The following is a 22,063-nucleotide window of genomic DNA, read 5'->3' on the forward strand; positions in this document are numbered from 1 at the left end:
AATAGCAAAACTGGCGCCAAGGTCGGCGAAAAAGGACAGCGGACCGGCGTTCACAGCGATGCGTGCGATACACATTGTCTGCAGGGGGCGCCCCCACGCGGCAAGCGATTAACCAGCGCGGACACTGAGGGACCGGCGAACACACCGGCCACACCGCACCGTCGAGAGGAGCCTGACCGTGCAGCGGAAGGCGTACGTATCCGGCGTCGCCGCGCTCCTCGCGGTGCTGCTGGCCGGCTGCACCGGCGGGTCCGGCGAGGGCGGCGCCACCGACGACTCCAACCCCGGCGACTCCGGCACGGCCAGCGCCGTCGCCGAGCCCGGCCGGTACCGGAATCTGCCCGAGCCCTGCGGCACGGTCGGCGAGGAGACCCTCGACGAGCTGCTGCCCGGCATCAGGGAGATGACGGACCAGAAGCGCCGCGAGAAGGCGTACGAGGGCACCCCGACCCTCACCTTCGACACGGACCGCAAGGTCGGCTGCCGCTGGAAGGTCGAGTCCGCCGAGGCCACCGACCACCTCTTCGTCAACTTCGAGCGCGTGGTGGCCTACGACACCGCGACCAGCGACGACAGCGAGGCGGAGCGGCTGTTCGCGAAGCAGCGGGACGCCGCCGACCTGCCCGAGCCGGTGAGCACCGTCACGCCGAGCCCCGATGTGACCGGTTCCTCCTCGGCCTCGCCGTCCGGCTCCCCCTCCTCGACGCCCTCCGGGTCCTCGTCCCCCTCGACCTCGGCGTCCGGCGGCACCCCGCCCGAACTCCAGCCGCGCGTCCTGGAGGACCTCGGGGACGAGGCGTTCCTCGACGACGCGCTCAACACGTCCGGATCGACCGCCCAGCAGCGCAAGGTGACTGTGGCGTTCCGCACGTCCAACGTGATCGTGACCGTCGAGTACGAGGAGCAGCCGATGACCGTCGGCGCGGTGCCCGACAGCGAGGAAATGCAGGACAGGGCCCAGAAACTGGCGGCGCAACTGGCCGACGCACTGGGTGACTAGCGCCTCCCGCGCACCCCTTCACCCCTCGCCGCGACGTAATCGAAACGAGACCACACAGCTTCTTCACCGCGTACCGTGGCCCCTCGGACCCGATCCGACCGCAGAAACTCCGAGTGGCAGTCATGAGTGAAGGAACCATGCAGCGAGCAGCGATGCGAGATCAGATTGACCGGCGTGACCAGCGCGAGCAGCGGGCGAGGGGTCTGCGCCGGGCCCTTGTCTGCGCCGCCGCCGTCCCCGTGATGCTGATCGCCGCGGGCTGCTCGTCGGACTCCGGTTCCGGCGACAAGGCGCCCAAGGGTGGCGACGACGGCGGGGCGACGACCTCGGCGTCGAAGTCCGCGAGCGCCTCGCCGACCGTGCAGGCCGCCGTGTACAAGTCGCTTCCCGAGGCGTGCAAGGTGCTGTCGGAGAAGACGCTGGACGACCTGGTGCCGAAGGCGAAGTCCGGCAAGAAGGGCTCGTCCGACGACACCTCGACGCGCGGCTCCTGCTCCTGGAGCAGCCTCGACAACAACGGTGTGAAGGGCTCGCAGTTCCGCTGGCTCAACGTCTCCCTGCTGCGCTTCGAGTCGGACGCCGCGCGCGGCGCCGGCGACAAGCTGGCGCAGGAGTACTACCGCACGCAGGCGCAGGACGCCCGCTCGGTGACCGGCGCGAAGAACACGAAGTCGCAGCCCGTGCAGGGAGTCGGCGACGAGGCGACGGCCGTGCGCTACGACCTGAAGAAGAAGGAGGGGTCCTTCAAGCAGGAGACGGTCGTGGCACGCACCGAGAACGTCGTGGTCACCGTCGACTACAACGGCGCCGGCCTGGCCGGCGAGAAGACCCCGGACGGCGACAAGCTGAACAAGCTGGCGCAGAAGGCGCTCAAGGAGGCCGTCGCGGCGGTCGCGAAGGCCAACGGCGCGGGCGGCGACGCGGGCACGCCGAGCAGCGCCCCTTCGAAGCCGGCGTCGAAGTCTCCCTCGGCCGAGCCGTCGAAGGACGCGTCGCGCTCCCCTTCCCCGTCAGCGTCCAAGAAGAGCTGACTGTCACACCCCGCCCACCGCTGCGTCACAACACGCAGCTCAGCGGGGGAGGTTGACCGGGCCCGGTTCCCCTGGGGGACCGGGCTCGTGCCGGTCCGGGGGCACGGGCGCCTTCCGGATGTGCCACTCTGTTGCGCGCAACAACAGCCATGGGGAGGGGAGTACGAGTGGCCGGGCCACCGCAGCTGACTCGGATGCACCGCGTTCTCATCGGCGTGGTCGTCTTCGGCGCCGTGATCATCGCCGGTATCGGCTTCGCCGGTTCGTACGCGGCCGTCCGCGAACTGGCCATCCAGAAGGGCTTCGGGAACTTCAGCTATGTGTTCCCGATCGGCATCGACGCGGGCATCTGCGTCCTGCTGGCCCTGGATCTGCTGCTGACGTGGATCCGCATCCCCTTCCCGCTGCTGCGCCAGACGGCCTGGCTGCTGACGGCCGCCACGATCGCCTTCAACGGCGCGGCGGCCTGGCCGGACCCGCTGGGCGTCGGCATGCACGGCGTCATCCCGATCCTGTTCGTGGTGTCGGTCGAGGCGGCGCGGCACGCGATCGGCCGAATAGCCGACATCACCGCCGACAAGCACATGGAGGGCGTCCGCCTCACCCGGTGGCTGCTCTCGCCCCTGCCGACCTTCCTGCTGTGGCGCCGGATGAAGCTGTGGGAGCTGCGCTCCTACGAGCAGGTCATCAAGCTGGAGCAGGAGCGGCTGGTCTACCAGGCGCGGCTGCGCTCGCGCTTCGGCCGGGCCTGGCGCCGCAGGGCCCCGGTGGAGTCGCTGATGCCGCTGCGTCTTGCGCGCTACGGCGTCCCGCTGGCGGACACCGCCCCGGCGGGCCTCGCGGCGGCGGGCATCGAGCCCGCGCTGCTGCCCCCGGCGCCGCAGCAGACCCGGGACGCGGTGTCCGCGCCGGCGGGCCCGGCGGCCCTGGACGGCGCCGGTTCCGGCCGTGCCGCGGTGGCCGTCCCGATCCCCCGGCAGGCGGGCCCCGTGGACGAGCGGTACCCGCGCCCGGCGGGCCCGCCGGAGCCCGAGGCCGAGCCGGAGTACGTGCAGGACTGGTTCAACACCCCCCGGCAGGTCGAGTACCACGGCGGCTACGACGCCCAGTACGACCCCCAGGGCCACCTGGAGGACTGGTACGCGGAGCAGCAGCAGGCCGACCAGTACCGGGACCAGTACGAGGAGGAGCCCCCGCTTCAGGAGCCCTCCCCCGAGGACACCGGCACGTTCCCGATCCCGGTGACGTCGGCCCGGACCCGGCAGCTCGGCGAGGGCGGCGGCACACCGGCCCGGGAGCCGTCGGAGGAGGACTACTACCAGGTCTTCCGTGAGTCGATCAAGGGCGGGAACGGCGCGCCGACGCCGCGCGGCTTCATCGCCGACGTCGAGGCCACGTACGGCGTGAGCCTGGACGAGGCCGAGGTCAAGCGCATGATGAACCGGTTCTCCAACCGGCTCAACGCGGAGCTGACGGACGAGCACATCGCCTGACCGCGCAAGGACGTCAAAAGAGGGGCCCTCGGGATCGAGGGCCCCTCTTCCGTAGGTCCGGTCAGGCGCCGAGCAGGTGCCGCACCCGCTCCTGACCCACCGCCAGCAGCAGCGTGGGCAGCCGCGGCCCGGTGTCCCGGCCCACCAGCAGGTGGTAGAGCAGGGCGAAGAACGACCGCTGGGCCGTCTTGATCTCCGGCGGCAGCTCCTTGGGCGTGGCGTCCGCGGAGAAGCCGGCCTGCACCTTGGGCACGCCGTACACGAGGTGGGTCAGACCGTCGAGCGACCAGTGCTCGGCGAGCCCGTCGAGCAGCAGCCGCAGCGACTGCCGGGACGCCTCGTCGAGGGACTTCAGCAGCTCGGCGTCGGGCTCCTCGCGCACGATGGTCCGCTGGTCGGCGGGCACGTGCGTGTTGATCCAGGCCTCGGCCTTGTCGTAGCGCGGGCGGGCCTCGTCCAGGTCGGACAGCGGGTTCTCCGGGTCGAGCTCGGAGAGGATGCGCAGCGCCTGGTCCTGGTGCCCGGCGGTGACGTCCGCGACGGACGCGAGCGTCCGGTACGGCAGCGGGCGCGGTGTGCGCGGCAGCTCACCGGCGGCGGTGCCCACGGCACGGGAGTGCGCGGCCACGTCGGCGGGCAGCGCGGTGCCGTCGGCGACCTTGGCGTCGAGCTTGTCCCACTCGTCGTAGAGCCGCTGGATCTCCTGGTCGAAGGCGATCTTGAAGGACTGGTTGGGCCGGCGGCGGGCGTACAGCCAGCGCAGCAGCTGCGGCTCCATGATCTTCAGCGCGTCGGCCGGGGTGGGCACCCCGCCCTTGGACGACGACATCTTGGCCATGCCGGAGATGCCGACGAACGCGTACATGGGGCCGATGGGCTGCTTGCCGCCGAAGATGCCGACGATCTGCCCGCCGACCTGGAACGACGAGCCCGGCGAGGAGTGGTCGACACCGCTCGGCTCGAAGATCACGCCCTCGTAGGCCCAGCGCATCGGCCAGTCGACCTTCCAGACCAGCTTGCCGCGGTTGAACTCCTCGAGCCGCACGGTCTCCGCGAAGCCGCACTCGTCGCACGTGTACGACAGCTCGGTGGTGTCGTCGTCGTACGAGGTGACGGTGGTCAGGTCCTTCTCGCAGTTGCCGCAGTACGGCTTGTACGGGAAGTACCCGGCGGAGCCGGAGCTGCCGTCGTCCTCGGCGGCGGCGCCGGAGCCCTCGGCGGCCTCCAGCTCGGCCTCGTCGAGGGGCTTCTGCTGCTTCTTCGCCGGTGCCTTCTTGGTGCGGTACTGGGCGAGGATCGCGTCGATGTCACCGCGGTGCTTCATGGCGTGCAGGATCTGCTCGCGGTAGACGCCCGAGGTGTACTGCGCCGTCTGGCTGATGCCGTCGAACTCCACGCCCAGCTCGGCGAGCGACTCGACCATCGCCGCCTTGAAGTGCTCCGCCCAGTTCGGGTGCGGGGAGCCCTTCGGGGCGGGCACGGACGTCAGCGGCTTGCCGATGTGCGCGGCCCACGAGTCGTCCACGCCGGGGACGCCGGCCGGCACCTTGCGGTAGCGGTCGTAGTCGTCCCAGGAGATCAGATGGCGCACCTGGTACCCGCGGCGGCGGATCTCGTCGGCGACCAGGTGCGGGGTCATGACCTCGCGCAGGTTGCCCAGGTGGATGGGTCCCGAGGGGGAGAGGCCGGACGCGACGACGACCGGTTTGCCCGGGGCCCGACGCTCCGACTCCTCGATGACCTCATCCGCGAAACGGGAGACCCAGTCGGTGGTCTCGGTGCTCTGAGCCACGATCGGCACGTCCTTCTTTCTCCAGAACAGCCGCACGGTCCACGGCCGACACGTCATTCTCCCAGACGGCATCGTGCTCGAGAAAACGGCTTTACCACGCATGGGATACTGGCTGGGTCTATCCGTCCGACGAGGAGAACGGCACCCCATCCCATGGCCTCGGTCACGCCCCTCAGCGCTTCTGTCGAGCAGCAGCTCACGTCCGCCCTCTCGGCCACCCTGCCGGAGGCGACCGACGTCGACCCGCTGCTCCGACGCAGCGACCGGGCGGACTACCAGGCGAACGGCATCCTCGCGCTCGCCAAGAAGGCCAGGTCGAACCCGAGAGAGCTGGCCACCCAGGTCGTCGCGGGCCTCACCACCGGTGACGTGATCAAGGACGTCGAGGTCTCCGGCCCCGGCTTCCTCAACATCACGCTCGCGGACCGCGCCATCACCGAGAACCTGGCCGCGCGGTACGCCGACGGCGACCGGCTCGGTGTGGCGCCCAAGGCCGAGCCCGGCGTCACGGTCATCGACTACGCCCAGCCGAACGTGGCCAAGGAGATGCACGTCGGCCATCTGCGTTCCGCGGTGATCGGCGACGCCCTGCGCGGCATGCTCGACTTCACCGGCGAGAAGACGATCGGCCGGCACCACATCGGCGACTGGGGCACGCAGTTCGGCATGCTCATCCAGTACCTGATGGAGCACCCGGGCGAGCTGGCGCCGCCGTCGGAGGTCGACGGCCAGGAGGCCATGTCGAACCTGAACCGCGTCTACAAGGCCTCGCGGGCGCTCTTCGACGCCGACGACGACTTCAAGGAGCGGGCGCGCAAGCGGGTCGTCGCCCTGCAGTCCGGCGACAAGGAGACCCTGGAGCTGTGGCAGCAGTTCGTGGACGAGTCGAAGGTCTACTTCTACTCGGTCTTCGAGAAGCTGGACATGGAGATCCGCGACGACGAGATCGTCGGCGAGTCCGCGTACAACGAGGGTATGCCGGAGACGGCCCGCCTCCTGGAGGAGATGGGCGTCGCGGTCCGCTCCGAGGGCGCGCTCGTCGTGTTCTTCGACGACATCCGGGGCAAGGACGACCAGCCGGTCCCGCTGATCGTGCAGAAGGCGGACGGCGGCTTCGGCTACGCGGCCTCCGACCTGACGGCGATCCGCAACCGCGTCCAGGACCTGCACGCGACCACGCTGCTGTACGTCGTCGACGTGCGTCAGTCGCTCCACTTCAAGATGGTCTTCGAGACCGCCCGCCGGGCGGGCTGGCTGGGCGACGACGTCACCGCGCACAACATGGGCTACGGCACCGTGCTCGGCGCGGACGGCAAGCCGTTCAAGACGCGTGAGGGCGAGACCGTACGGCTCGAGGACCTGCTGGACGAGGCGGTGCAGCGGGCCGCCGAGGTCGTCCGGGAGAAGGCCCAGGACCTCACCGAGGACGAGATCCAGGAGCGGGCCGCGCAGGTGGGCATCGGCGCGGTGAAGTACGCCGACCTGTCCACGTCCCCCAACCGGGACTACAAGTTCGACCTGGACCAGATGGTCTCGCTGAACGGCGACACGTCCGTCTACCTCCAGTACGCCTACGCCCGGATCCAGTCGATCCTGCGCAAGGCCGGTGACGTCCGGCCCGCCGCGCACCCCGAGCTGGAGCTGCACCCGGCGGAGCGGGCGCTGGGCCTGCACCTGGACGCGTTCGGCGACACGGTCTTCGAGGCGGCGGCGGAGTACGCCCCGCACAAGGTGGCCGCGTACCTGTACCAACTGGCGTCGCTGTACACGACGTTCTACGACAAGTGCCCGGTCCTGAAGGCCGAGACGTCGGAGCAGGTGGAGAACCGCCTGTTCCTGTGCGACCTGACGGCCCGCACCCTGCACCGGGGCATGGCCCTGCTGGGCATCCGGACGCCCGAGCGCCTCTGACCTCGCCCGCACACGCGGGCACGCGGCCCGTCCTCTCCGATACGGAAGAGGACGGGCCGCGTCCGTGAAGTGCCGGGCTGCCGTCAGGCGTTGGCGAACCGCTTGAACGCCGCCTTGGTCCCGGACCCGGCGATCCCGTCGATGGCGCCGGTGTAGCCGTAGTTCCTGAGCAGACGCTGCAGCGCCTTGATGGTGTTCGGCCCGACGACGCCGTCGATCGAGCCGGTGTAGCCCCAGTACTCCTTGAGGCAGCGCTGGAACGCCTTCCAGCTGTTGGTGCCGAGCTGCCCGTCGATCGCCCCCGTGTAGCCCCAGTACTCCTTGAGCCAGCTCTGGACCTTCTTCGCCTCGGCCGAGGTCAGTCCGAGGTTGTTCACCGCGAGGACGCTCACGTCGGAGCTCACCGCCGGCTGGGTGTCCGGCGCAGCGAAGCTCGTCCCGGCGGTCGCGAGGCTGCCGGCGGCGAGGCCGACGACGGCGGTGACGCTGACGAGGGTCCTGGTCCAGACATTCGGTCGCATACGTGTCCCTCTCGATCTCGGTCGGCCGGCGGCGGGTGCCGCCTGGCTGGCGATACGAGCCTGGGGGCTGCCCGGGACCGGGTGCCACGGTCTCCGCCGAAGTGACGTCGCCGTGGGACGTCCCACCCGCCGACCTGCGCGAACGCGGTCCCGCGGGACGTCACGGCGGGACGCCCGCGGCCGGGCGGTGGCCGAATCTCCACGGCTGCCGGAACCGGATTCCGTTGCGGACCGTGGTCGCTGATGCACAATGCGGCGGGGGCGCCGGGGGCCACTGACCACGGACCGCGGGCCCACACCGTGAACGCGAATGGGGGGAACATGTCGCGTTGGGCAGCGCTGCCCGCGGAACTGGATCCGCGGGTACGCCGGTTCGTGGTGTGTACGCGCCGGCTGAAGGACCACAGCGGGCTGAGTCTGCGGCAGCTGGCGGCGCGGACGGGGTACAGCCAGAAGTCCTGGGAGCGGTATCTGGGGGGCCGTTCGCTGCCGCCCCGGGAGGCCGTCGCGGCGCTGGCGGCGGCGGTGGGCGAGGATCCGACGCGGCTGCTCGCGCTGCACGAGGTGGCGGCGGAGGCGTGGCGCAGGGGACGCGCCGGTCCACCGGAACCGCCCGTGGCGCAGGACGCCCCCGAGGGCCCGCCCCCGCCCGGCCGTTCGGCGCGGGTCGCCCTGATCGCGGGGGCCGTGGCGCTCGTGCTGGCGCTCTCCACGACCGTGCTCCTCGCCGTACGGCTGAGCGGACGCGAGCAGGACGGGCCGCCCGCGACACTCGTGGCGACCGACGTGCCGTCGTCGGCGTCCGCCTCGCCCACGGCACCGCTCTACACCTGCCGCCTCGAACGCTTCGACGGCCGCTGGTACGCGGGCCTCAGCCGTACCCGGGACGCCATTCTGGCCCAGGGCCACGCGGGGCCGGACGTCGCCGAGGCCCAGTGCCTGCTGCGCCGGGCCGGGCTCGCGCCGGGCGCCGTCGACGGGATCTTCGGTCCGGTGACGCGGCGAGCGGTCGAGGCCCTTCAGCGGCGGGACGGTCTCGTGGTGGACGGCATCGTCGGTCCGCACACCTGGAAGGCGCTCCGGGGATGACGGCGCCGTCACCATCGCCGTCCCCGTCGCCGGAACGGGCCCGGCTGGCGTCCGCGCTACGGGAGTTCAAGGACCGCACCGGGCTGAGCCTGGCCGGTCTCGCCGCCAAGACCACGTTCAGCAAGTCCTCTTGGGACCGCTACCTCAACGGCCGGACGCTGCCACCGCGCGAGGCGGTACGGGAGCTGTGCCGTCTCGCCGGGGAACCGGAGGGGCGCTGCCTGGCGCTGTGGGAGATCGCCGAGTCGGAGGGGAGCGGCCGAGTTGAGCCCGCCCCACCACCGGAACCCGCGCCCGCGCCCGCCGAGCAGCGGACCCCGCTGGAGCAGAACTCCGCACACCGCCGGGCGACCCTCGCGGCCGTGCTCGCGGCGGTGTCCGCCGTGATCCTCGGGGCCGTCGCCGCGGTGGCCCTGCTGCTGCCGGGCCGGGACGGTGGGCCGGGGGCCGCGCCGGCGCCGTCCACGACCGGGCCGCGCTGCCAGGGCGTGGTGTGCGAGGGCAAGAGCCCGATGCACATGAAGTGTGCGGCCTCTCCGCAGACCCTCGCCGCGTACCGGACGGCGACGGGCGCCTGGCTGGAGCTGCGCTACAGCCATGAGTGCGGGACGAGTTGGGCGCGGATGTGGGGGACGCGGATCGGGGACCGGCTGGAGATGTCGGCGGCCCGGCACCGCGGGGCGGCGGACGGGCGGGTGCGCAGCGTGCGGATCGAGGACGGCGTCGACGCGGACTCGTACGTCTACACGCCGATGACCGCGGCCGGCCCGGGCAGCGTCGTCCGGGCCTGCTTCGACCCGGCGGCGGGCGGCGGCGAGGAGTGCTTCGACAGCCGCGTCGCACGCTGAGCCCCGGCACCCAGGGCATTGTCAGTGGGGCCCCCTACAGTCACCGGCATGGCGACTCTTCCCAACCCGCTGCCGAAGCTCACGGGCGACCCCACCGGTGCCGCGCTCGGTCTCCGACTCCCGTCCGGGCGGCTCGTCGACACCACCCACCAGGGCCCGTGGCACGAGCCGTTGCTGTGGCTGGCGGACGCGCAGGCCGCGCCCGGCGACTGGGCCGCGCTGTCGCCGGCCCGGCGCTCCGCCGGGCTGCTGCCGGTCGTCGTCGACGCGGGCGGCGGGCAGGGCGGCCCGCAGCACTGGGAGCTGGCGCCCGACGCGATGTCGTACCCGGGGGACCATGACGCGGACGAGGTGCTGGCCGACCTCTGGGAGGAGTACGCGGCCGGGGAGACCGGCCGGGAGTGGCCCGGCCTGACCGACGCCACCGCGGCCGCCGACCCCGACCCGGACGCGCCGGACGACCCGGACGCGGTGGCCATGGGGATCGTGGACGATCTGGTGGAGAGCGGCGGCCTGCTGGAGGACCCCCGTCTGGCCCTCGTCCCGGCCCGCCGCAGCGCGGACGTTCCGGCGGCGATCGGCTGGTCGGGCCCGGTGAACCACGAGGGCGACACCGCGCGGCTGTGCGCGGTGCTCCGCTCCTGGGAGGACCGCTTCGGCATACGCGTGGTGGCGCTCGGCTTCGACCAGCTGCTGGTCTCGGTCGCGGCCCCGCCGCTCACCCTGGCCGAGGCGGAGGCCGTGGCCGCCGAGCACTTCGCGTTCTGCCCGGACAACATCCTGCAGAGCGGCGACCCGAGCGTCCGCGCCTACGCCGAGACCCGGGTGCTGGGCCGGCCGGCCTGGCACTTCTGGTGGGACTGACCCCCGGCCCCCCGGGCTGAGGGTCGTCGAGAGAGCTCGCCGTCTACCCCGACTGTTCCCGAGGCGACGGGCGGGGCGGTCGGGTCGGCCGGGCAGCCCGGTGATCCATATGCCCTCTACAACGAGCCTTCCGCGATATGGACGCCGCCGTCCCGCCGTCCCACGATCGCGTCCCGGCCCGCCACATCCCCGCAGGTCAGAGCCCTGCGACGACCTCAGGCGTCCCAGGTTTCCCGTACGGGGTAGCGACCGCCCGCTCCGATCGAGCAGTGTGGGCACGATCCCAGCCCCTACTCACGGAGGGCCGCCGATGTCCGCACACCCCCCACGCTTCCGCGCCCGGCTGATCGCCGCCTCGCTGGTGGCGGTCGCCGCCCTCGCGCTCACCGCGTGCGAGGACGGCAAGGGCCTGCGCGACGAGGGCCCGTCGAAGGCGGCGGCCGACAACGGGCCGCCGCCGCACGACTCCGTTACTGACGGCCCAGCTTCTGTGCGACCTCCGTCGCCCAGTAGGTGAGGATGTTCCGCGCGCCCGCGCGCCGGATGCCGGTCAGCGACTCCAGGATGGCCCGGTCGCGGTCGATCCAGCCCTTCTCGGCGGCGGCCTCGATCATCGAGTACTCGCCGGAGATCTGGTAGGCGGCCACCGGCACGTTCGCCTCGTCGGCGACCCGCGCCAGGATGTCGAGGTAGGGCCCGGCCGGCTTGACCATCACCATGTCGGCGCCCTCCTCCAGGTCGAGCGCCAACTCCCGCAGGGCGTCCCGGACGTTCGCCGGGTCCTGCTGGTAGGTCTTGCGGTCGCCCTTGAGGGACGAGCCGACGGCCTCCCGGAAGGGGCCGTAGAACGCGGAGGCGTACTTGACGGTGTAGGCGAGGATCGCGACGTCCTCACGCCCGATCTGGTCGAGCGCGTCGCGGATGACGCCGATCTGCCCGTCCATCATCCCGCTGGGGCCCACGACATGGGCGCCGGCGTCGGCCTGGACCTGCGCCATCTCGGCGTACCGCTCCAGGGTGGCGTCGTTGTCGACGCGCCCGTGCTCGTCGAGGACCCCGCAGTGCCCGTGGTCGGTGGTCTCGTCCAGGCACAGGTCGGACATGACGAGCAGGTCGTCGCCGACCTCGGCCCGCACGTCCCGCAGGGCGACCTGGAGGATGCCGTCCGGGTCGGTGCCCGCGGTGCCGACGGCGTCCTTCTTGCTCTCCTCCGGCACGCCGAACAGCATGATCCCGGAGACACCGGCCGCCACGGCCTCCGCGGCGGCCTTCTTCAGGCTGTCCCGCGTGTGCTGGACGACCCCCGGCATGGCCTCGATCGGCACCGGCTCACTGACGCCCTCCCGCACGAAGGCCGGGAGGATGAGGTCGGCGGGGTGCAGCCGGGTCTCGGCGACCATGCGCCGCATGGTGGGGGTGGTCCGCAGACGCCGCGGCCGAGTACCGGGGAAGGATCCGTACGTCGTCATACCCCTACGCTACGCCCGCCCCAGCCGTGCCTTTGCCGACGCGCAGTCGGCCCACAGGACCCCGTTGTCAGTGCCGGCGCCTAGATTGCCGGGGTGGACGAGACGACCCAGGACGACCGCACCCTGCCCCCGCCCCTCGCCGAGCTGGCGCGCACGGAGATCGACTACGCCGACGGCGAGGGCATCGACTTCGAGCCCTACGACGCCTTCGAACCGGCCGAGGAGACCACCGGCTGGCTGCGCCAGTGGACGGGGAACGCGGAACTCGACGGCGACGCCTACCGGGTGTTCGGCCAGGACGGCACGGGCGGCCTCGCGGCCCTCTGGCTGGTACGCCCGGGCCGCCCCCTCGCCGAGCAGCCCGTGGTCTTCATGGGCTCGGAGGGCGAGGTCGGCGTGGTCGCCGCGAACCTGTCCGACTTCCTGTGGATGCTGGCCGACGGCTACGGCCCCATGGAGGCCGTGCAGTTCGGGGTCGCGGAGCCACGCCCCGACGCGGCCCTCACCGCCCTCGCCGAACGCCACGCCACGACACCCCGCCGCCCGGCCCAGGTCGTCGTGGCCGAGGCCCGCGCCGAGTTCCCGACCTTCGCCGAGGACATCGAGGCACTCTGCGGCTGACCCGTCTCACGCCACCTGCGGTGGTGCGGGCACGTCGACGGACCGGCAGTCCCGGCAGCGACCGGGATGGGCGGCGCGGAAGGCCCGTTCGCAGCCGTCGCAGGTCTGCAGCGGAAGGGGGCGGTCCCTCCTTCCGTCCGCGGGCGTCGGCGAGGGCACGGGACGGGGCGGCAGTGCCACCGGCAGCAGGGCGTCGAGCCGGTAGCCGATCAGCCTCGCCGGGTTCCTCAATTCGATCGGGAGGTTGTCGGTCAGCACGTGCTGGATCATGACGGCCGAGACCCCGTTGTCGAGCCACGCGGTGACGGCGGGCGTCAGCCGGTCGACATCCCGGCGCGAGAGGATCAGGCGGTCGTCCGCGCGGCGCAGACCCGCCAGCAGGGCGGCAGCTCTGTCGTGCCGGGGGTCACGCGGCCCCTTCGGCTCCGGGGGTGACGCTTCGGCCTGGGGCGTCTGCCGGGGAGGAGCTTGGTCGCCCTCCTCGGGAGCGGCCTGCACGTCCCGTTGTGCCTCCGGCTGACGCTCGACGGCACGGCGACGGACCTGAGGGCGCTCCGCCACGCGCAGGGGCGTGACGGCCGCCGCGGTCACCGGGGCGTGGTGAGCGTACGTGCGGGTGACCAGGCGACCGGACTCCGTGTGTTCGCGGACCCTGCGCAGGTAGCCGTGCTCCTCCAACTCACGCAGGGCGGAAGCGATCCGGTCCCGCCCCTCGGGGAAGCGCTCGGTGAGACTGCGGATGTCGACCGGCGTGCCCTCGGGCACCGAGAAGATATGGGTCGCGAGTCCGATCGCGGTCAGCGAGAGCTGACGGTGCTGGGCGAGGTGATTGCCGACGACGACGTACTGCCCGGACTGGTACGCGCGTACGTGGGTGACACCGGAGTGGGTGGTGCTCCGCCGAAGCTCCTGCTTCGGGCGCACGGCAGCGTTAGGCTTCATCTCAGCCATGGGGAAGCTCACTTCTTCCTCGTTGGTCAGGCCCTCGCCTTGGGATTGCCGTCCCGGCGGGGGCCGATGCATGTGTGGAGTGATGAGGGCGTTCGTCCGGCGCATATGCCTCGACCGCCTCGGGCTGAGCCTGCACGCTCCAAGGGCCGCTGCACCAGCCGGACCGACCACATTCACCCGCCCGAGTGACGGATGCCGGGTTTGGTTTGGTTGGTTGGTTTTTTCCCTGGGTTCTTTGGTCTTTTACCGCCCGCAGCCCCGTTCCGCGCATCGCCGCACGACGTGTTTCCAGGCTCCGGTGCGAGTAAAAATTTGTCCGGCTTCTGTCCGGGCCGTCGGGGTGACCCCGCGCACCGGCACCGAGTTGGTCCGGGGAAGGGGTGATGGCATGAGTGGCTGGGAGACGGGGCTGGACGACGAGGAGGCCGGGGCCGTGATGCGCACGGTCGCACGGCAGTTGAAGGTGTGGCGGGAGGCGGCGGGGCTCACGCAGGCGGAGCTCGCGGAGGCCATCGGGTACGGCGAGGACCTGGTCGGCGCGGTGGAGCGCGGCCGGCGCATTCCCCGGCCGGAGTACCTGGACGCGGCGGACCGGGCCCTGGGCGCGAGCGGGAAGATCGCCGCGATGAAGCGGGACCTGACGGAGGTCCGGTACCCGAAGAAGGTCCGGGACCTGAAGAGGCTGGAGGCGGAGGCGGTCGAGCTGGGCGCCTACAACAACTCCGTCATCCAGGGCCTGTTGCAGACCGAGGAGTACATCCGGGCGTCGGTCAGCACTCGTCGCCCTCTCTTCAGGGAGGAGGAGTTCGAGCAACACGTGGCGGCTCGCCTGGCCCGTCAGGAGATCCTGACGCAGGAGGCGCCGCTGCGCCTGTTCACCTTCGTCCAGTGCGAGGCGACACTCCGCCGACCCATCGGTGGCAGGATGGTCATGCGAAGGCAGCTCGAACGCTTGCTGGAAGTGGGGCAGTTGAGGAACGTCGACGTGCAAGTCCTGCCCCTGGACCGCGAGGACAACGCCGGGCTGGCGGGGTCGTTCAGGCTGCTGCGGCTACGAGACGGCAGCACAGTGGGTCACAACGAAGTCCAGCTCGTCAGCCGCGTGATCACCGACCCCAGGGAGGTCCAGGTTCTGGACATCCGTTACGGGACCATCCGGGCCCAGGCGCTGACCCCCCAGGAGTCGCTCGCGTTCATCGAGAGAGTGCTGGGAGAGACATGATCCGCAAGCCTGCACGGGAAGACGCCTCAGCCCCGGAGTGGATGAAGAGTAGCTACAGCACACCTGACGGCCCCGACTGCGTCGAAGTCGCCCCCACCCCCGACCGCATACTCGTCCGCGACTCCAAGAACCCCGACGGCCCCCGTCTCACCCTGACCCCCACCACCTGGACGGCCTTCCTGCCCTACGCCACCGCCACCCCGCGCTGACGCCGGAAACGCGAACGGCCCGCACCCGGTCGAACAGGTGCGGGCCGTCTCTCACGGTCAGGTCGTCGACCGGCGTCTCCGCGCCCCAGGGCGCCGCTCGCTCGGGCGGGTGACCGGGTCGCCCGCGTCGAGCGCGGCCGCACGGCGCCGGGCGCCGAAGTCCGCCAGGGCCTCCGCCAGCTTGTGCACGGACGGCTCGGGGGCCATCACGTCCACCCGCAGGCCGTGCTCCTCGGCGGTCTTGGCCGTGGCGGGGCCGATACAGGCGATCACCGTCACGTTGTGCGGCTTGCCCGCGATGCCGACCAGGTTCCGCACCGTCGACGAGGACGTGAAGAGCACGGCGTCGAAGCCGCCGCCCTTGATCGCCTCGCGGGTCTCCGCCGGCGGCGGCGAGGCCCGTACGGTCCGGTAGGCCGTGACGTCGTCGACCTCCCAGCCCAGCTCGATCAGCCCGGCGACGAGGGTCTCCGTGGCGATGTCGGCACGGGGCAGGAAGACACGGTCGATCGGGTCGAAGACCGGGTCGTAGGGCGGCCAGTCCTCCAGCAGCCCGGCGGCCGACTGCTCGCCGCTCGGCACCAGGTCCGGCTTCACGCCGAAGGCGATGAGCGCCTTGGCGGTCTGCTCGCCGACCGCGGCCACCTTGATCCCGGCGAACGCCCGGGCGTCGAGGCCGTACTCCTCGAACTTCTCCCGTACCGCCTTGACCGCGTTGACCGAGGTGAACGCGATCCACTCGTAGCGGCCGGTGACGAGGCCCTTGACGGCCCGTTCCATCTGCTGGGGCGTGCGCGGCGGCTCGACGGCGATCGTCGGCACCTCGTGCGGCACGGCCCCGTAGGAGCGCAGCTGGTCGGAGAGCGAGGCCGCCTGCTCCTTCGTCCGCGGTACGAGCACCCGCCAGCCGAACAGCGGCTTGGACTCGAACCAGGACAACTGGTCGCGCTGGGCGGCGGCGGAACGCTCACCGACCACGGCTATCACCGGCCGGCCGCCCTCGGGCGAGGGCAGCACCTTGGCCTGCTTCAGCGTCTGGGCGATCGTCCCTAGGGTCGCCGTCCACGTCCGCTGCCGGGTGGTGGTGCCGGCGACGGTCACCGTCATCGGGGTGTCGGGCTTGCGCCCGGCCGACACCAGCTCGCCGGCCGCGGCGCCCACGCTGTCGAGGGTCGTCGACACGACGACGGTCCCGTCCGACGCGCCCACCTCGGTCCAGCACCGGTCGGACGCGGTGCGCGCGTCGACGAACCGCACGTCCGTGCCCTGGGCGTCGCGCAGCGGCACACCGGCGTACGCGGGCACGCCGACGGCCGCGGCGACACCGGGCACCACCTCGAACGGCACACCGGCCGCGGCGCAGGCCAGCATCTCGTCGGCGGCGTACGTGTCGAGCCCGGGGTCCCCGGACACCGCACGCACCACCCGCCTGCCGCCCCGCGCGGCCTCCATGACAAGATGTGCGGCATCCCGCACCGCGGGTAGCGCAGCGGTCGTTGACGCGCCGTCAACTACGGCCAGCTGGGGCGTGCCTGTGCCCGGGACGGTGTCCCCGTCGGGGCCCGTGTCCGTGTGCACTTCGGCGACGCCCTGCCTGGCGTGCTGACGTACGACGTCGAGCACATCGTGCTCGGCGACCAGGACGTCCGCGTGCGCCAGCGCCTCGACGGCGCGCAGAGTCAGCAGTCCCGGATCCCCGGGTCCGGCACCCAGGAAGGTGACGTGCCCGTGATCGAGGCCGGTGGTAAGGGTGGTGGGGCTCACTGTGCTCGCTCCCCCATCAGACCGGCCGCGCCCTGGGCAAGCATCTCGGCGGCGAGTCCGCGACCGAGCGCAAGCGCCTGGTCGTGCGTCTCGGGCACGGGACCGGTGGTGGACAGCTGCACCGTCCGCGTGCCGTCGGGGGTTCCGACGACGCCGCGCAGGCGCATTTCCTTGACAATCTGCCGTTCGGCCTGGGGGCCCCCTCGCTCCAGCGGAGCCGTGAGCGGGGGAAGGTCGGCCAGCGCGCCCACAGGGGCGGAGCAGCCGGCCTCCAGGGCGGCGAGCAGGGACCGCTCGGCGGTGACGGCGACCCGGGTGAAGGGGTCGTCGAGCTCGCCGAGCGCGGCGATGAGGTCCGCGTTGCCCGCGGTGCACTCGATCGCCAGGGCCCCCTGGCCGGGGGCGGGCAAAACCGTGTCGACCGACAGGAAGTCGGTCACCTCGTCGAGGCGGCCGATGCGGCTCAGGCCGGCCGCGGCCAGGACGACCGCGTCCAGCTCGCCGTCGTGGACGTACCGGATCCGGGTGTCGACGTTGCCGCGGATCGGGACCGTCTCGATGTCCAGGCCGTGGGCGCGCGCGTACGCGTTCAGCTGGGCGGCCCGGCGGGCCGAGCCCGTGCCGATGCGCGCCCCGCGCGGCAGGTCGGTGAGCTTGAGGTGGTGCCGGGCGACGAGCACGTCGCGCGGGTCCTCGCGCTCCGGCACGGCCGCCAGGACCAGCTCCTCGGGCTGCGCGGTCGGCAGGTCCTTCAGGGAGTGCACCGCGAAGTCGACCTCCCCGCGCAGCAGGGCGTCACGCAGCGCGGTGACGAACACACCCGTGCCGCCGATCTGCGACAGGGCCTCGCGGGAGACGTCACCGTACGTGGTGATCTCGACGAGTTCGACGGGGCGTCCGGTCACCTGGCTCACGGTGTCCGCGACCTGCCCGGACTGGGCCATGGCGAGCCTGCTGCGGCGGGTGCCGAGCCGTAGTGGCTGCTGAGTCATCGTGGGCCTCGGTTCTTCTCGGTGCTGTCCTCGGCCCGGGAGACGGAGGCCACCGTCTCCTGATCGAGGTCGAACAGGGTCCGCAGGGCGTCGGCGTACCCGGCCCCGCCGGGTTCGGCCGCGAGCTGCTTGACCCGTACGGTCGGGGCGTGCAGCAGCTTGTCGACCACGCGCCGCACGGTCTGCGTGATCTCGCTGCGGTGCTTGTCGTCCAGGCCGGGCAGCCGGCCCTCCAGACGGGCGATCTCACCGGCCACGACATCGGCGGCCATCGTGCGCAGGGCGACGACGGTCGGCGTGATGTGCGCGGCCCGCTGCGCCGCCCCGAAGGCGGTGACCTCGTCGGAGACGATCCGGCGGACCTGGTCGACGTCGGCCGCCATGGGGGCGTCGGCCGAGGCCTCCGCCAGCGACTCGATGTCCACCAGCCGCACCCCGGTGAGCCGGTGCACGGCGGCGTCGATGTCACGCGGCATGGCGAGGTCGAGGAGCGCGAGGACCGGCGTCCGGCGGGGCGTCTCCGCGGCCGGCTCGGGCCTGCGGCGCTCGGGGATCCGGCCGACGGTGGCCGCGGTCGCGGCGAGCGCGGTGATCAGCTCGGCGTCGGCCTCGGGGCTGCGGCGGGCCGCCTCCCGGCGGTCGACGGCGCCGCCGGCCGCCCAGGCCGCGTGCTGTTCGAGGGTGGCCGCGTCCATACCGGCGACGGCGGCCTCGCCGTGCACGGAGAAACCTCCCTGCACGGCGGCGAGGTCCAGCGGGCAGTTCTCGTCGGTGCCGACCCCGGAGGGCGGCAGCGGGGTCTGCGGGGTGCCGTCGGCCTCGGTCCGGGGCGCGGGCGCCGTACGTCCGCTGCCGTGGAAGGCGACCGGCCGGCCCGTACGGCCCTCGACACCGCCGACGACGTCCTCGGCGGTGAGGACGAGACCGGTGGCCCCGGTACAGGACACGACGACGTCGGCACGTGTCAGCTCGAGCGGCACCGCGTCCATCGGTACCGCGCGGGCCGGCACGTGGGTGCCGTCGGTGAGGATCTCGGCGAGGCGCTCGGCGCGCTCCCGGGTGCGGTTGGCGACGACGATCTCGCCGACGCCGGCCCGCGCGAGGGTGGCCGCGGCCAGCGAGGACATCGAGCCGGCACCGATGACCAGGGCCTTCTTGCCGCGGGCCCAGTCGGTGACCTCCGCGCCCTCGGCGAGCTGCTCCAGGCCGAAGGTGACCAGGGACTGCCCGGCGCGGTCGATGCCGGTCTCGGAGTGGGCGCGCTTGCCGACCCGCAGGGCCTGCTGGAACAGGTCGTTCAGCAGCCGTCCGGCGCTGTGCAGCTCCTGCGCCTTGGCGAGGGAGTCCTTGATCTGGCCGAGGATCTGGCCCTCGCCGACGACCATGGAGTCCAGTCCGCAGGCCACCGAGAAGAGGTGGTGGACGGCCCGGTCCTCGTAGTGGACGTACAGGTACGGCGTGAGCTCCTCGAGGCCGACCCCGCTGTGCTGGGCGAGCAGCGTGGACAGCTCGGCGACACCGGCGTGGAACTTGTCCACGTCGGCGTACAGCTCGATGCGGTTGCACGTGGCGAGCACCGCGGCCTCGGTGGCCGGCTCGGCGGCGACCGTGTCCTGCACCAGCTTGACCTGGGCGTCCGCGCTCAGGGCGGCGCGCTCCAGGACGCTGACGGGGGCGCTGCGGTGGCTCAGCCCGACGACGAGCAGACTCATGCCGGCATCACGGCGGGTACGTCCCCGTCGGGCCCCTGGTCGGCGGACTCGCTGCGGGCGGCGGTGGCCTGGGCACCGCCGGCGGCGGCCTCCTCGCCGGCCTTGCGCTGCTCGTGGAAGGCGAGGATCTGCAGCTCGATGGAGAGGTCGACCTTGCGCACGTCGACGCCGTCGGGCACGGACAGCACGGTCGGCGCGAAGTTCAGGATGGAGGTGACACCGGCGGCCACGAGCCGGTCGCAGACCGCCTGGGCGGCACCGGCGGGGGTGGCGATGACACCGATCGACACGCCGTTGTCCTGGATGATCCGCTCCAGGTCGTCGGAGTGCTGCACCGGGATCCCGGCGACGGGCTTGCCGGCCATGGCCGGGTCGGCGTCGATCAGCGCGGCGACCCGGAAGCCACGGGAGGCGAAGCCGCCGTAGTTGGCGAGGGCGGCGCCGAGGTTACCGATACCGACGATCACTACCGGCCAGTCCTGGGTGAGCCCCAGTTCGCGGGAGATCTGGTACACGAGATACTCGACGTCGTAGCCGACACCCCTGGTCCCGTAGGAGCCGAGGTAGGAGAAGTCCTTGCGCAGCTTCGCGGAGTTGACCCCCGCCGCCGCCGCGAGCTCCTCGGAGGAGACCGTGGGGACCGAGCGCTCCGACAGTGCGGTCAGGGCTCGGAGGTACAGCGGAAGCCGGGCGACGGTGGCCTCGGGAATCCCTCGGCTGCGGGTCGCCGGTCGGTGAGTTCGGCCAGTTGCCACGGTGCTCCTGCGGGTAGAGCGGGGCTGTAGGCGGTCACACGTCCCTACATGACCGCCCCGTCGAATAGAGGCTATGTCTTTGTGAACGCGTGCACAAAGATGGTGTCCGATTTGCCCGCCCAACGTGACCGGGCTCACGCACGCCCGGCGCACTGGTGTGGAACCGGCGCATACGCACCACCGTTCCTCTGCTCCTGGGGGCAAAACCGCACACTCTCCTCAACGATCCCCGCCCCCGAGACCACTTCGCCGTCGATCCTAAGCCGTTTCCGGAGAACTTTGGACTACTCGGTCAGTGCTTTGCGGAGGCGATCCTCGTTCACACGCCAGAACGTGTGCTGGTCCCCGTCGACGAGGACCACGGGGATCTGTTCCCAGTACTGGTCGTGGAGTTGGGGGTCCTGGGTGATGTCCTTCCACACCCACGGCACCCCCGTCTCGGCGCACACCCGCTCCACCACACTCTGTGCGTCATCACACAGATGGCAGTCGGGTTTCCCGATGAGGGTCACGAGCCGGTCCTGCGGAGGCTTGGCCGGAGTACGACGGAAGAGCGGACTCATGTCGGCCATTGTCCCGCGCCGCGCCGCCGATGGCCGACCATGCCGTTTAACTGCGCGGTCGCGGAGAGTTCACAGCTTTTGAACCTCTCGGCTCCAGCCGCTCCGAACAGAATGGCTATGCTCACGGGCATGGCCGCTCTTGGATGGCTCACTCCCCGTAGGCGCCCCGCCACGGCGCGGAGCGTGTTGGCTGGCGAGGCCTCGGCGGAGGCCGCCCGCAAGTCCTCGCAGGAAGTCACGGACGTCTCGGCCGCCGAGCCGGAGTTCCCGGTGCTCGGCGACGACCGCGCCGCCGCCTTCTTCGACCTGGACAACACGGTGATGCAGGGCGCCGCCCTGTTCCACTTCGGCCGGGGCCTGTACAAGCGCAAGTTCTTCGAGACCCGCGAGCTCGCCCGGTTCGCCTGGCAGCAGGCGTGGTTCCGGCTGGCCGGCGTCGAGGACCCCGAGCACATGCAGGAGGCCCGCGACTCGGCGCTGTCGATCGTCAAGGGCCACCGCGTCGCCGAACTCCAGTCGATCGGCGAGGAGATCTACGACGAGTACATGGCCGAGCGCATCTGGCCCGGCACCCGCGCCCTCGCCCAGGCCCACCTGGACGCCGGCCAGAAGGTGTGGCTCGTCACGGCGGCACCGGTGGAGATCGCCACGGTGATCGCCCGCCGCCTCGGCCTGACCGGCGCCCTGGGCACCGTCGCCGAGTCCGTGGACGGCGTCTACACCGGCAAGCTCGTCGGCGAGCCGCTGCACGGCCCGGCGAAGGCGGAGGCCGTGCGCGCCCTGGCCCTCGCGGAGGGCCTGGACCTGACCCGCTGCGCCGCGTACAGCGACTCGCACAACGACATCCCGATGCTCTCCCTGGTCGGGCACCCCTACGCGATCAACCCCGACGCCAAGCTGCGCAAGCACGCCCGCAAGCTCGACTGGCGGCTGCGGGACTACCGCACCGGCCGCAAGGCGGCCAAGGTCGGCATCCCCGCCGCGGCGGGCGTCGGCGCGGTGGCCGGCGGCACGGCGGCCGCGATCGCGATGCACCGCCGCCGCCGGTAGGCACGCCCGGCCCGCGGGCCGATCCGACTCTCTACCCAGGCACCGCCGTGTCCAGTCACGTTGGCTGCACACGGCCACATCCCGTCCCGTTGTCTGCCCGAACCCGAACGCACTCGATCAACAAACGGTCACTCTGTGGCACCGGATCGAGCGTCAATCGGTTACGGAAGAGACGCAATCGGCGATTTGTGCAACTGGGCGTAGCG

20 protein-coding genes are annotated in these 22,063 nt (G+C 72.0%); 11 read left to right on the top strand and 9 right to left on the bottom strand.

Going from position 1 to position 22,063, the window contains the following annotated elements:
* The first annotated feature begins 178 nt into the window (after positions 1–178).
* From KBY32_RS10735 to KBY32_RS10745, 3 genes are all read left to right on the top strand, one after another.
* On the top strand, positions 179–1,000 hold the full coding sequence (locus KBY32_RS10735; RefSeq protein ID WP_055622681.1) for a hypothetical protein: 822 nt from the start codon (positions 179–181) through the stop codon (positions 998–1,000).
* A gap of 137 nt (positions 1,001–1,137) precedes the next feature.
* Positions 1,138–2,031, top strand: a complete 894-nt coding sequence (locus tag KBY32_RS10740) for a DUF3558 family protein (RefSeq protein WP_247689231.1) — start codon at positions 1,138–1,140, stop codon at positions 2,029–2,031.
* Positions 2,032–2,198: 167 nt separating this feature from the next.
* Positions 2,199–3,524, top strand: a complete 1,326-nt coding sequence (locus KBY32_RS10745; RefSeq protein ID WP_055622683.1) for a DUF2637 domain-containing protein — start codon at positions 2,199–2,201, stop codon at positions 3,522–3,524.
* 61 nt (positions 3,525–3,585) lie between these two features.
* On the opposite strand, the gene lysS is transcribed toward KBY32_RS10745, so the two are convergent.
* Positions 3,586–5,325, bottom strand: coding sequence for a lysine--tRNA ligase (lysS, locus tag KBY32_RS10750; RefSeq protein WP_210979725.1), 1,740 nt, complete (start codon positions 5,323–5,325; stop codon positions 3,586–3,588).
* A 144-nt stretch (positions 5,326–5,469) separates the two neighbouring features.
* Here lysS and argS point away from each other — a divergent pair, with 144 nt between their 5' ends.
* Positions 5,470–7,227, top strand: a complete 1,758-nt coding sequence (gene argS, locus KBY32_RS10755; protein WP_210979726.1) for an arginine--tRNA ligase — start codon at positions 5,470–5,472, stop codon at positions 7,225–7,227.
* Positions 7,228–7,310: 83 nt separating this feature from the next.
* Here the strand turns inward: argS and KBY32_RS10760 are convergent, their stop codons facing one another.
* Positions 7,311–7,748 carry a peptidoglycan-binding protein gene (locus KBY32_RS10760; RefSeq protein WP_055622685.1) on the bottom strand — a complete coding sequence of 146 codons (438 nt, stop codon included), beginning with the start codon at positions 7,746–7,748 and terminating at the stop codon, positions 7,311–7,313.
* Between the two features lie 321 nt (positions 7,749–8,069).
* Between KBY32_RS10760 and KBY32_RS10765 the strand changes: the two genes are divergently transcribed.
* The 3 genes from KBY32_RS10765 to KBY32_RS10775 are packed head-to-tail and all read left to right on the top strand — an operon-like array spanning position 8,070 to position 10,549.
* Complete coding sequence (locus KBY32_RS10765) at positions 8,070–8,837, top strand: peptidoglycan-binding protein (RefSeq protein ID WP_210979727.1); 768 nt, start codon at positions 8,070–8,072, stop codon at positions 8,835–8,837.
* Complete coding sequence (locus tag KBY32_RS10770) at positions 8,834–9,685, top strand: XRE family transcriptional regulator (RefSeq protein ID WP_210979728.1); 852 nt, start codon at positions 8,834–8,836, stop codon at positions 9,683–9,685. Before KBY32_RS10765 ends, KBY32_RS10770 begins: the two co-directional genes overlap by 4 nt.
* Positions 9,686–9,733: 48 nt before the next feature.
* The gene (locus KBY32_RS10775) at positions 9,734–10,549 is read left to right on the top strand and encodes a DUF4253 domain-containing protein (RefSeq protein WP_210979729.1); all 816 of its coding nucleotides are present in this window, start codon (positions 9,734–9,736) and stop codon (positions 10,547–10,549) included.
* Between the two features lie 470 nt (positions 10,550–11,019).
* Here KBY32_RS10775 and hemB read toward each other — a convergent pair whose 3' ends face one another.
* A complete protein-coding gene (gene hemB, locus KBY32_RS10780) occupies positions 11,020–12,018 on the bottom strand; it encodes a porphobilinogen synthase (protein ID WP_055622689.1) in 999 nt (332 codons plus the stop codon).
* A gap of 93 nt (positions 12,019–12,111) precedes the next feature.
* On the opposite strand from hemB, the gene KBY32_RS10785 reads away from it, so the two are divergent.
* Positions 12,112–12,639: an SMI1/KNR4 family protein gene (locus tag KBY32_RS10785; RefSeq protein ID WP_210979730.1), complete on the top strand. Its 528-nt coding sequence runs from the start codon at positions 12,112–12,114 to the stop codon at positions 12,637–12,639.
* Positions 12,640–12,645: 6 nt separating this feature from the next.
* Here KBY32_RS10785 and KBY32_RS10790 read toward each other — a convergent pair whose 3' ends face one another.
* Entirely contained in the window at positions 12,646–13,590 is a 945-nt protein-coding gene (locus KBY32_RS10790) for a helix-turn-helix domain-containing protein (RefSeq protein WP_210979731.1), read from the bottom strand.
* Between the two features lie 388 nt (positions 13,591–13,978).
* Here KBY32_RS10790 and KBY32_RS10795 point away from each other — a divergent pair, with 388 nt between their 5' ends.
* Together KBY32_RS10795 and KBY32_RS10800 are read left to right on the top strand one after the other, a co-directional pair.
* Positions 13,979–14,812 (top strand): helix-turn-helix transcriptional regulator, encoded by an 834-nt coding sequence (locus KBY32_RS10795; RefSeq protein WP_210979732.1) that lies wholly within the window; start codon positions 13,979–13,981, stop codon positions 14,810–14,812.
* Positions 14,809–15,021: a DUF397 domain-containing protein gene (locus tag KBY32_RS10800; protein ID WP_055622693.1), complete on the top strand. Its 213-nt coding sequence runs from the start codon at positions 14,809–14,811 to the stop codon at positions 15,019–15,021. The genes KBY32_RS10795 and KBY32_RS10800 overlap by 4 nt, the downstream gene beginning before the upstream one ends.
* Before the next feature lie 57 nt (positions 15,022–15,078).
* Here KBY32_RS10800 and KBY32_RS10805 read toward each other — a convergent pair whose 3' ends face one another.
* From KBY32_RS10805 to KBY32_RS10825, 5 genes are all read right to left on the bottom strand, one after another.
* Positions 15,079–16,785 (bottom strand): bifunctional uroporphyrinogen-III C-methyltransferase/uroporphyrinogen-III synthase, encoded by a 1,707-nt coding sequence (locus tag KBY32_RS10805; RefSeq protein WP_210979733.1) that lies wholly within the window; start codon positions 16,783–16,785, stop codon positions 15,079–15,081.
* The gene (gene hemC, locus KBY32_RS10810; protein WP_115507817.1) at positions 16,782–17,777 is read right to left on the bottom strand and encodes a hydroxymethylbilane synthase; all 996 of its coding nucleotides are present in this window, start codon (positions 17,775–17,777) and stop codon (positions 16,782–16,784) included. The genes KBY32_RS10805 and hemC overlap by 4 nt, the downstream gene beginning before the upstream one ends.
* Positions 17,774–19,489 carry a glutamyl-tRNA reductase gene (locus KBY32_RS10815; protein WP_210979734.1) on the bottom strand — a complete coding sequence of 572 codons (1,716 nt, stop codon included), beginning with the start codon at positions 19,487–19,489 and terminating at the stop codon, positions 17,774–17,776. Before KBY32_RS10815 ends, hemC begins: the two co-directional genes overlap by 4 nt.
* Positions 19,486–20,244, bottom strand: coding sequence for a redox-sensing transcriptional repressor Rex (locus KBY32_RS10820; RefSeq protein WP_055622697.1), 759 nt, complete (start codon positions 20,242–20,244; stop codon positions 19,486–19,488). Before KBY32_RS10820 ends, KBY32_RS10815 begins: the two co-directional genes overlap by 4 nt.
* Positions 20,245–20,528: 284 nt before the next feature.
* Positions 20,529–20,807, bottom strand: coding sequence for a glutaredoxin family protein (locus KBY32_RS10825; RefSeq protein ID WP_164492334.1), 279 nt, complete (start codon positions 20,805–20,807; stop codon positions 20,529–20,531).
* Positions 20,808–20,936: 129 nt separating this feature from the next.
* Between KBY32_RS10825 and KBY32_RS10830 the strand changes: the two genes are divergently transcribed.
* Positions 20,937–21,857 (top strand): HAD family phosphatase, encoded by a 921-nt coding sequence (locus KBY32_RS10830; RefSeq protein WP_055622725.1) that lies wholly within the window; start codon positions 20,937–20,939, stop codon positions 21,855–21,857.
* Positions 21,858–22,063: the final 206 nt, after the last annotated feature.

Origin of the sequence: Streptomyces sp. RK62, assembly GCF_018070255.1 — a bacterium.
GTDB lineage: Bacteria > Actinomycetota > Actinomycetes > Streptomycetales > Streptomycetaceae > Streptomyces > Streptomyces nigra.

Coding starts and splice junctions, on each gene's coding strand:
- KBY32_RS10740 (WP_247689231.1), top strand. CDS start 1,138: ATGCAGCGAGCAGCGATGCGAGATCAGATTGACCGGCGTGACCAGCGC.
- argS (WP_210979726.1), top strand. CDS start 5,470: ATGGCCTCGGTCACGCCCCTCAGCGCTTCTGTCGAGCAGCAGCTCACG.
- KBY32_RS10760 (WP_055622685.1), bottom strand. CDS start 7,748: ATGCGACCGAATGTCTGGACCAGGACCCTCGTCAGCGTCACCGCCGTC.
- KBY32_RS10765 (WP_210979727.1), top strand. CDS start 8,070: ATGTCGCGTTGGGCAGCGCTGCCCGCGGAACTGGATCCGCGGGTACGC.
- KBY32_RS10770 (WP_210979728.1), top strand. CDS start 8,834: ATGACGGCGCCGTCACCATCGCCGTCCCCGTCGCCGGAACGGGCCCGG.
- KBY32_RS10775 (WP_210979729.1), top strand. CDS start 9,734: ATGGCGACTCTTCCCAACCCGCTGCCGAAGCTCACGGGCGACCCCACC.
- hemB (WP_055622689.1), bottom strand. CDS start 12,018: ATGACGACGTACGGATCCTTCCCCGGTACTCGGCCGCGGCGTCTGCGG.
- KBY32_RS10790 (WP_210979731.1), bottom strand. CDS start 13,590: ATGGCTGAGATGAAGCCTAACGCTGCCGTGCGCCCGAAGCAGGAGCTT.
- KBY32_RS10795 (WP_210979732.1), top strand. CDS start 13,979: ATGAGTGGCTGGGAGACGGGGCTGGACGACGAGGAGGCCGGGGCCGTG.
- KBY32_RS10800 (WP_055622693.1), top strand. CDS start 14,809: ATGATCCGCAAGCCTGCACGGGAAGACGCCTCAGCCCCGGAGTGGATG.
- hemC (WP_115507817.1), bottom strand. CDS start 17,777: ATGACTCAGCAGCCACTACGGCTCGGCACCCGCCGCAGCAGGCTCGCC.
- KBY32_RS10815 (WP_210979734.1), bottom strand. CDS start 19,489: ATGAGTCTGCTCGTCGTCGGGCTGAGCCACCGCAGCGCCCCCGTCAGC.
- KBY32_RS10825 (WP_164492334.1), bottom strand. CDS start 20,807: ATGAGTCCGCTCTTCCGTCGTACTCCGGCCAAGCCTCCGCAGGACCGG.
- KBY32_RS10830 (WP_055622725.1), top strand. CDS start 20,937: ATGGCCGCTCTTGGATGGCTCACTCCCCGTAGGCGCCCCGCCACGGCG.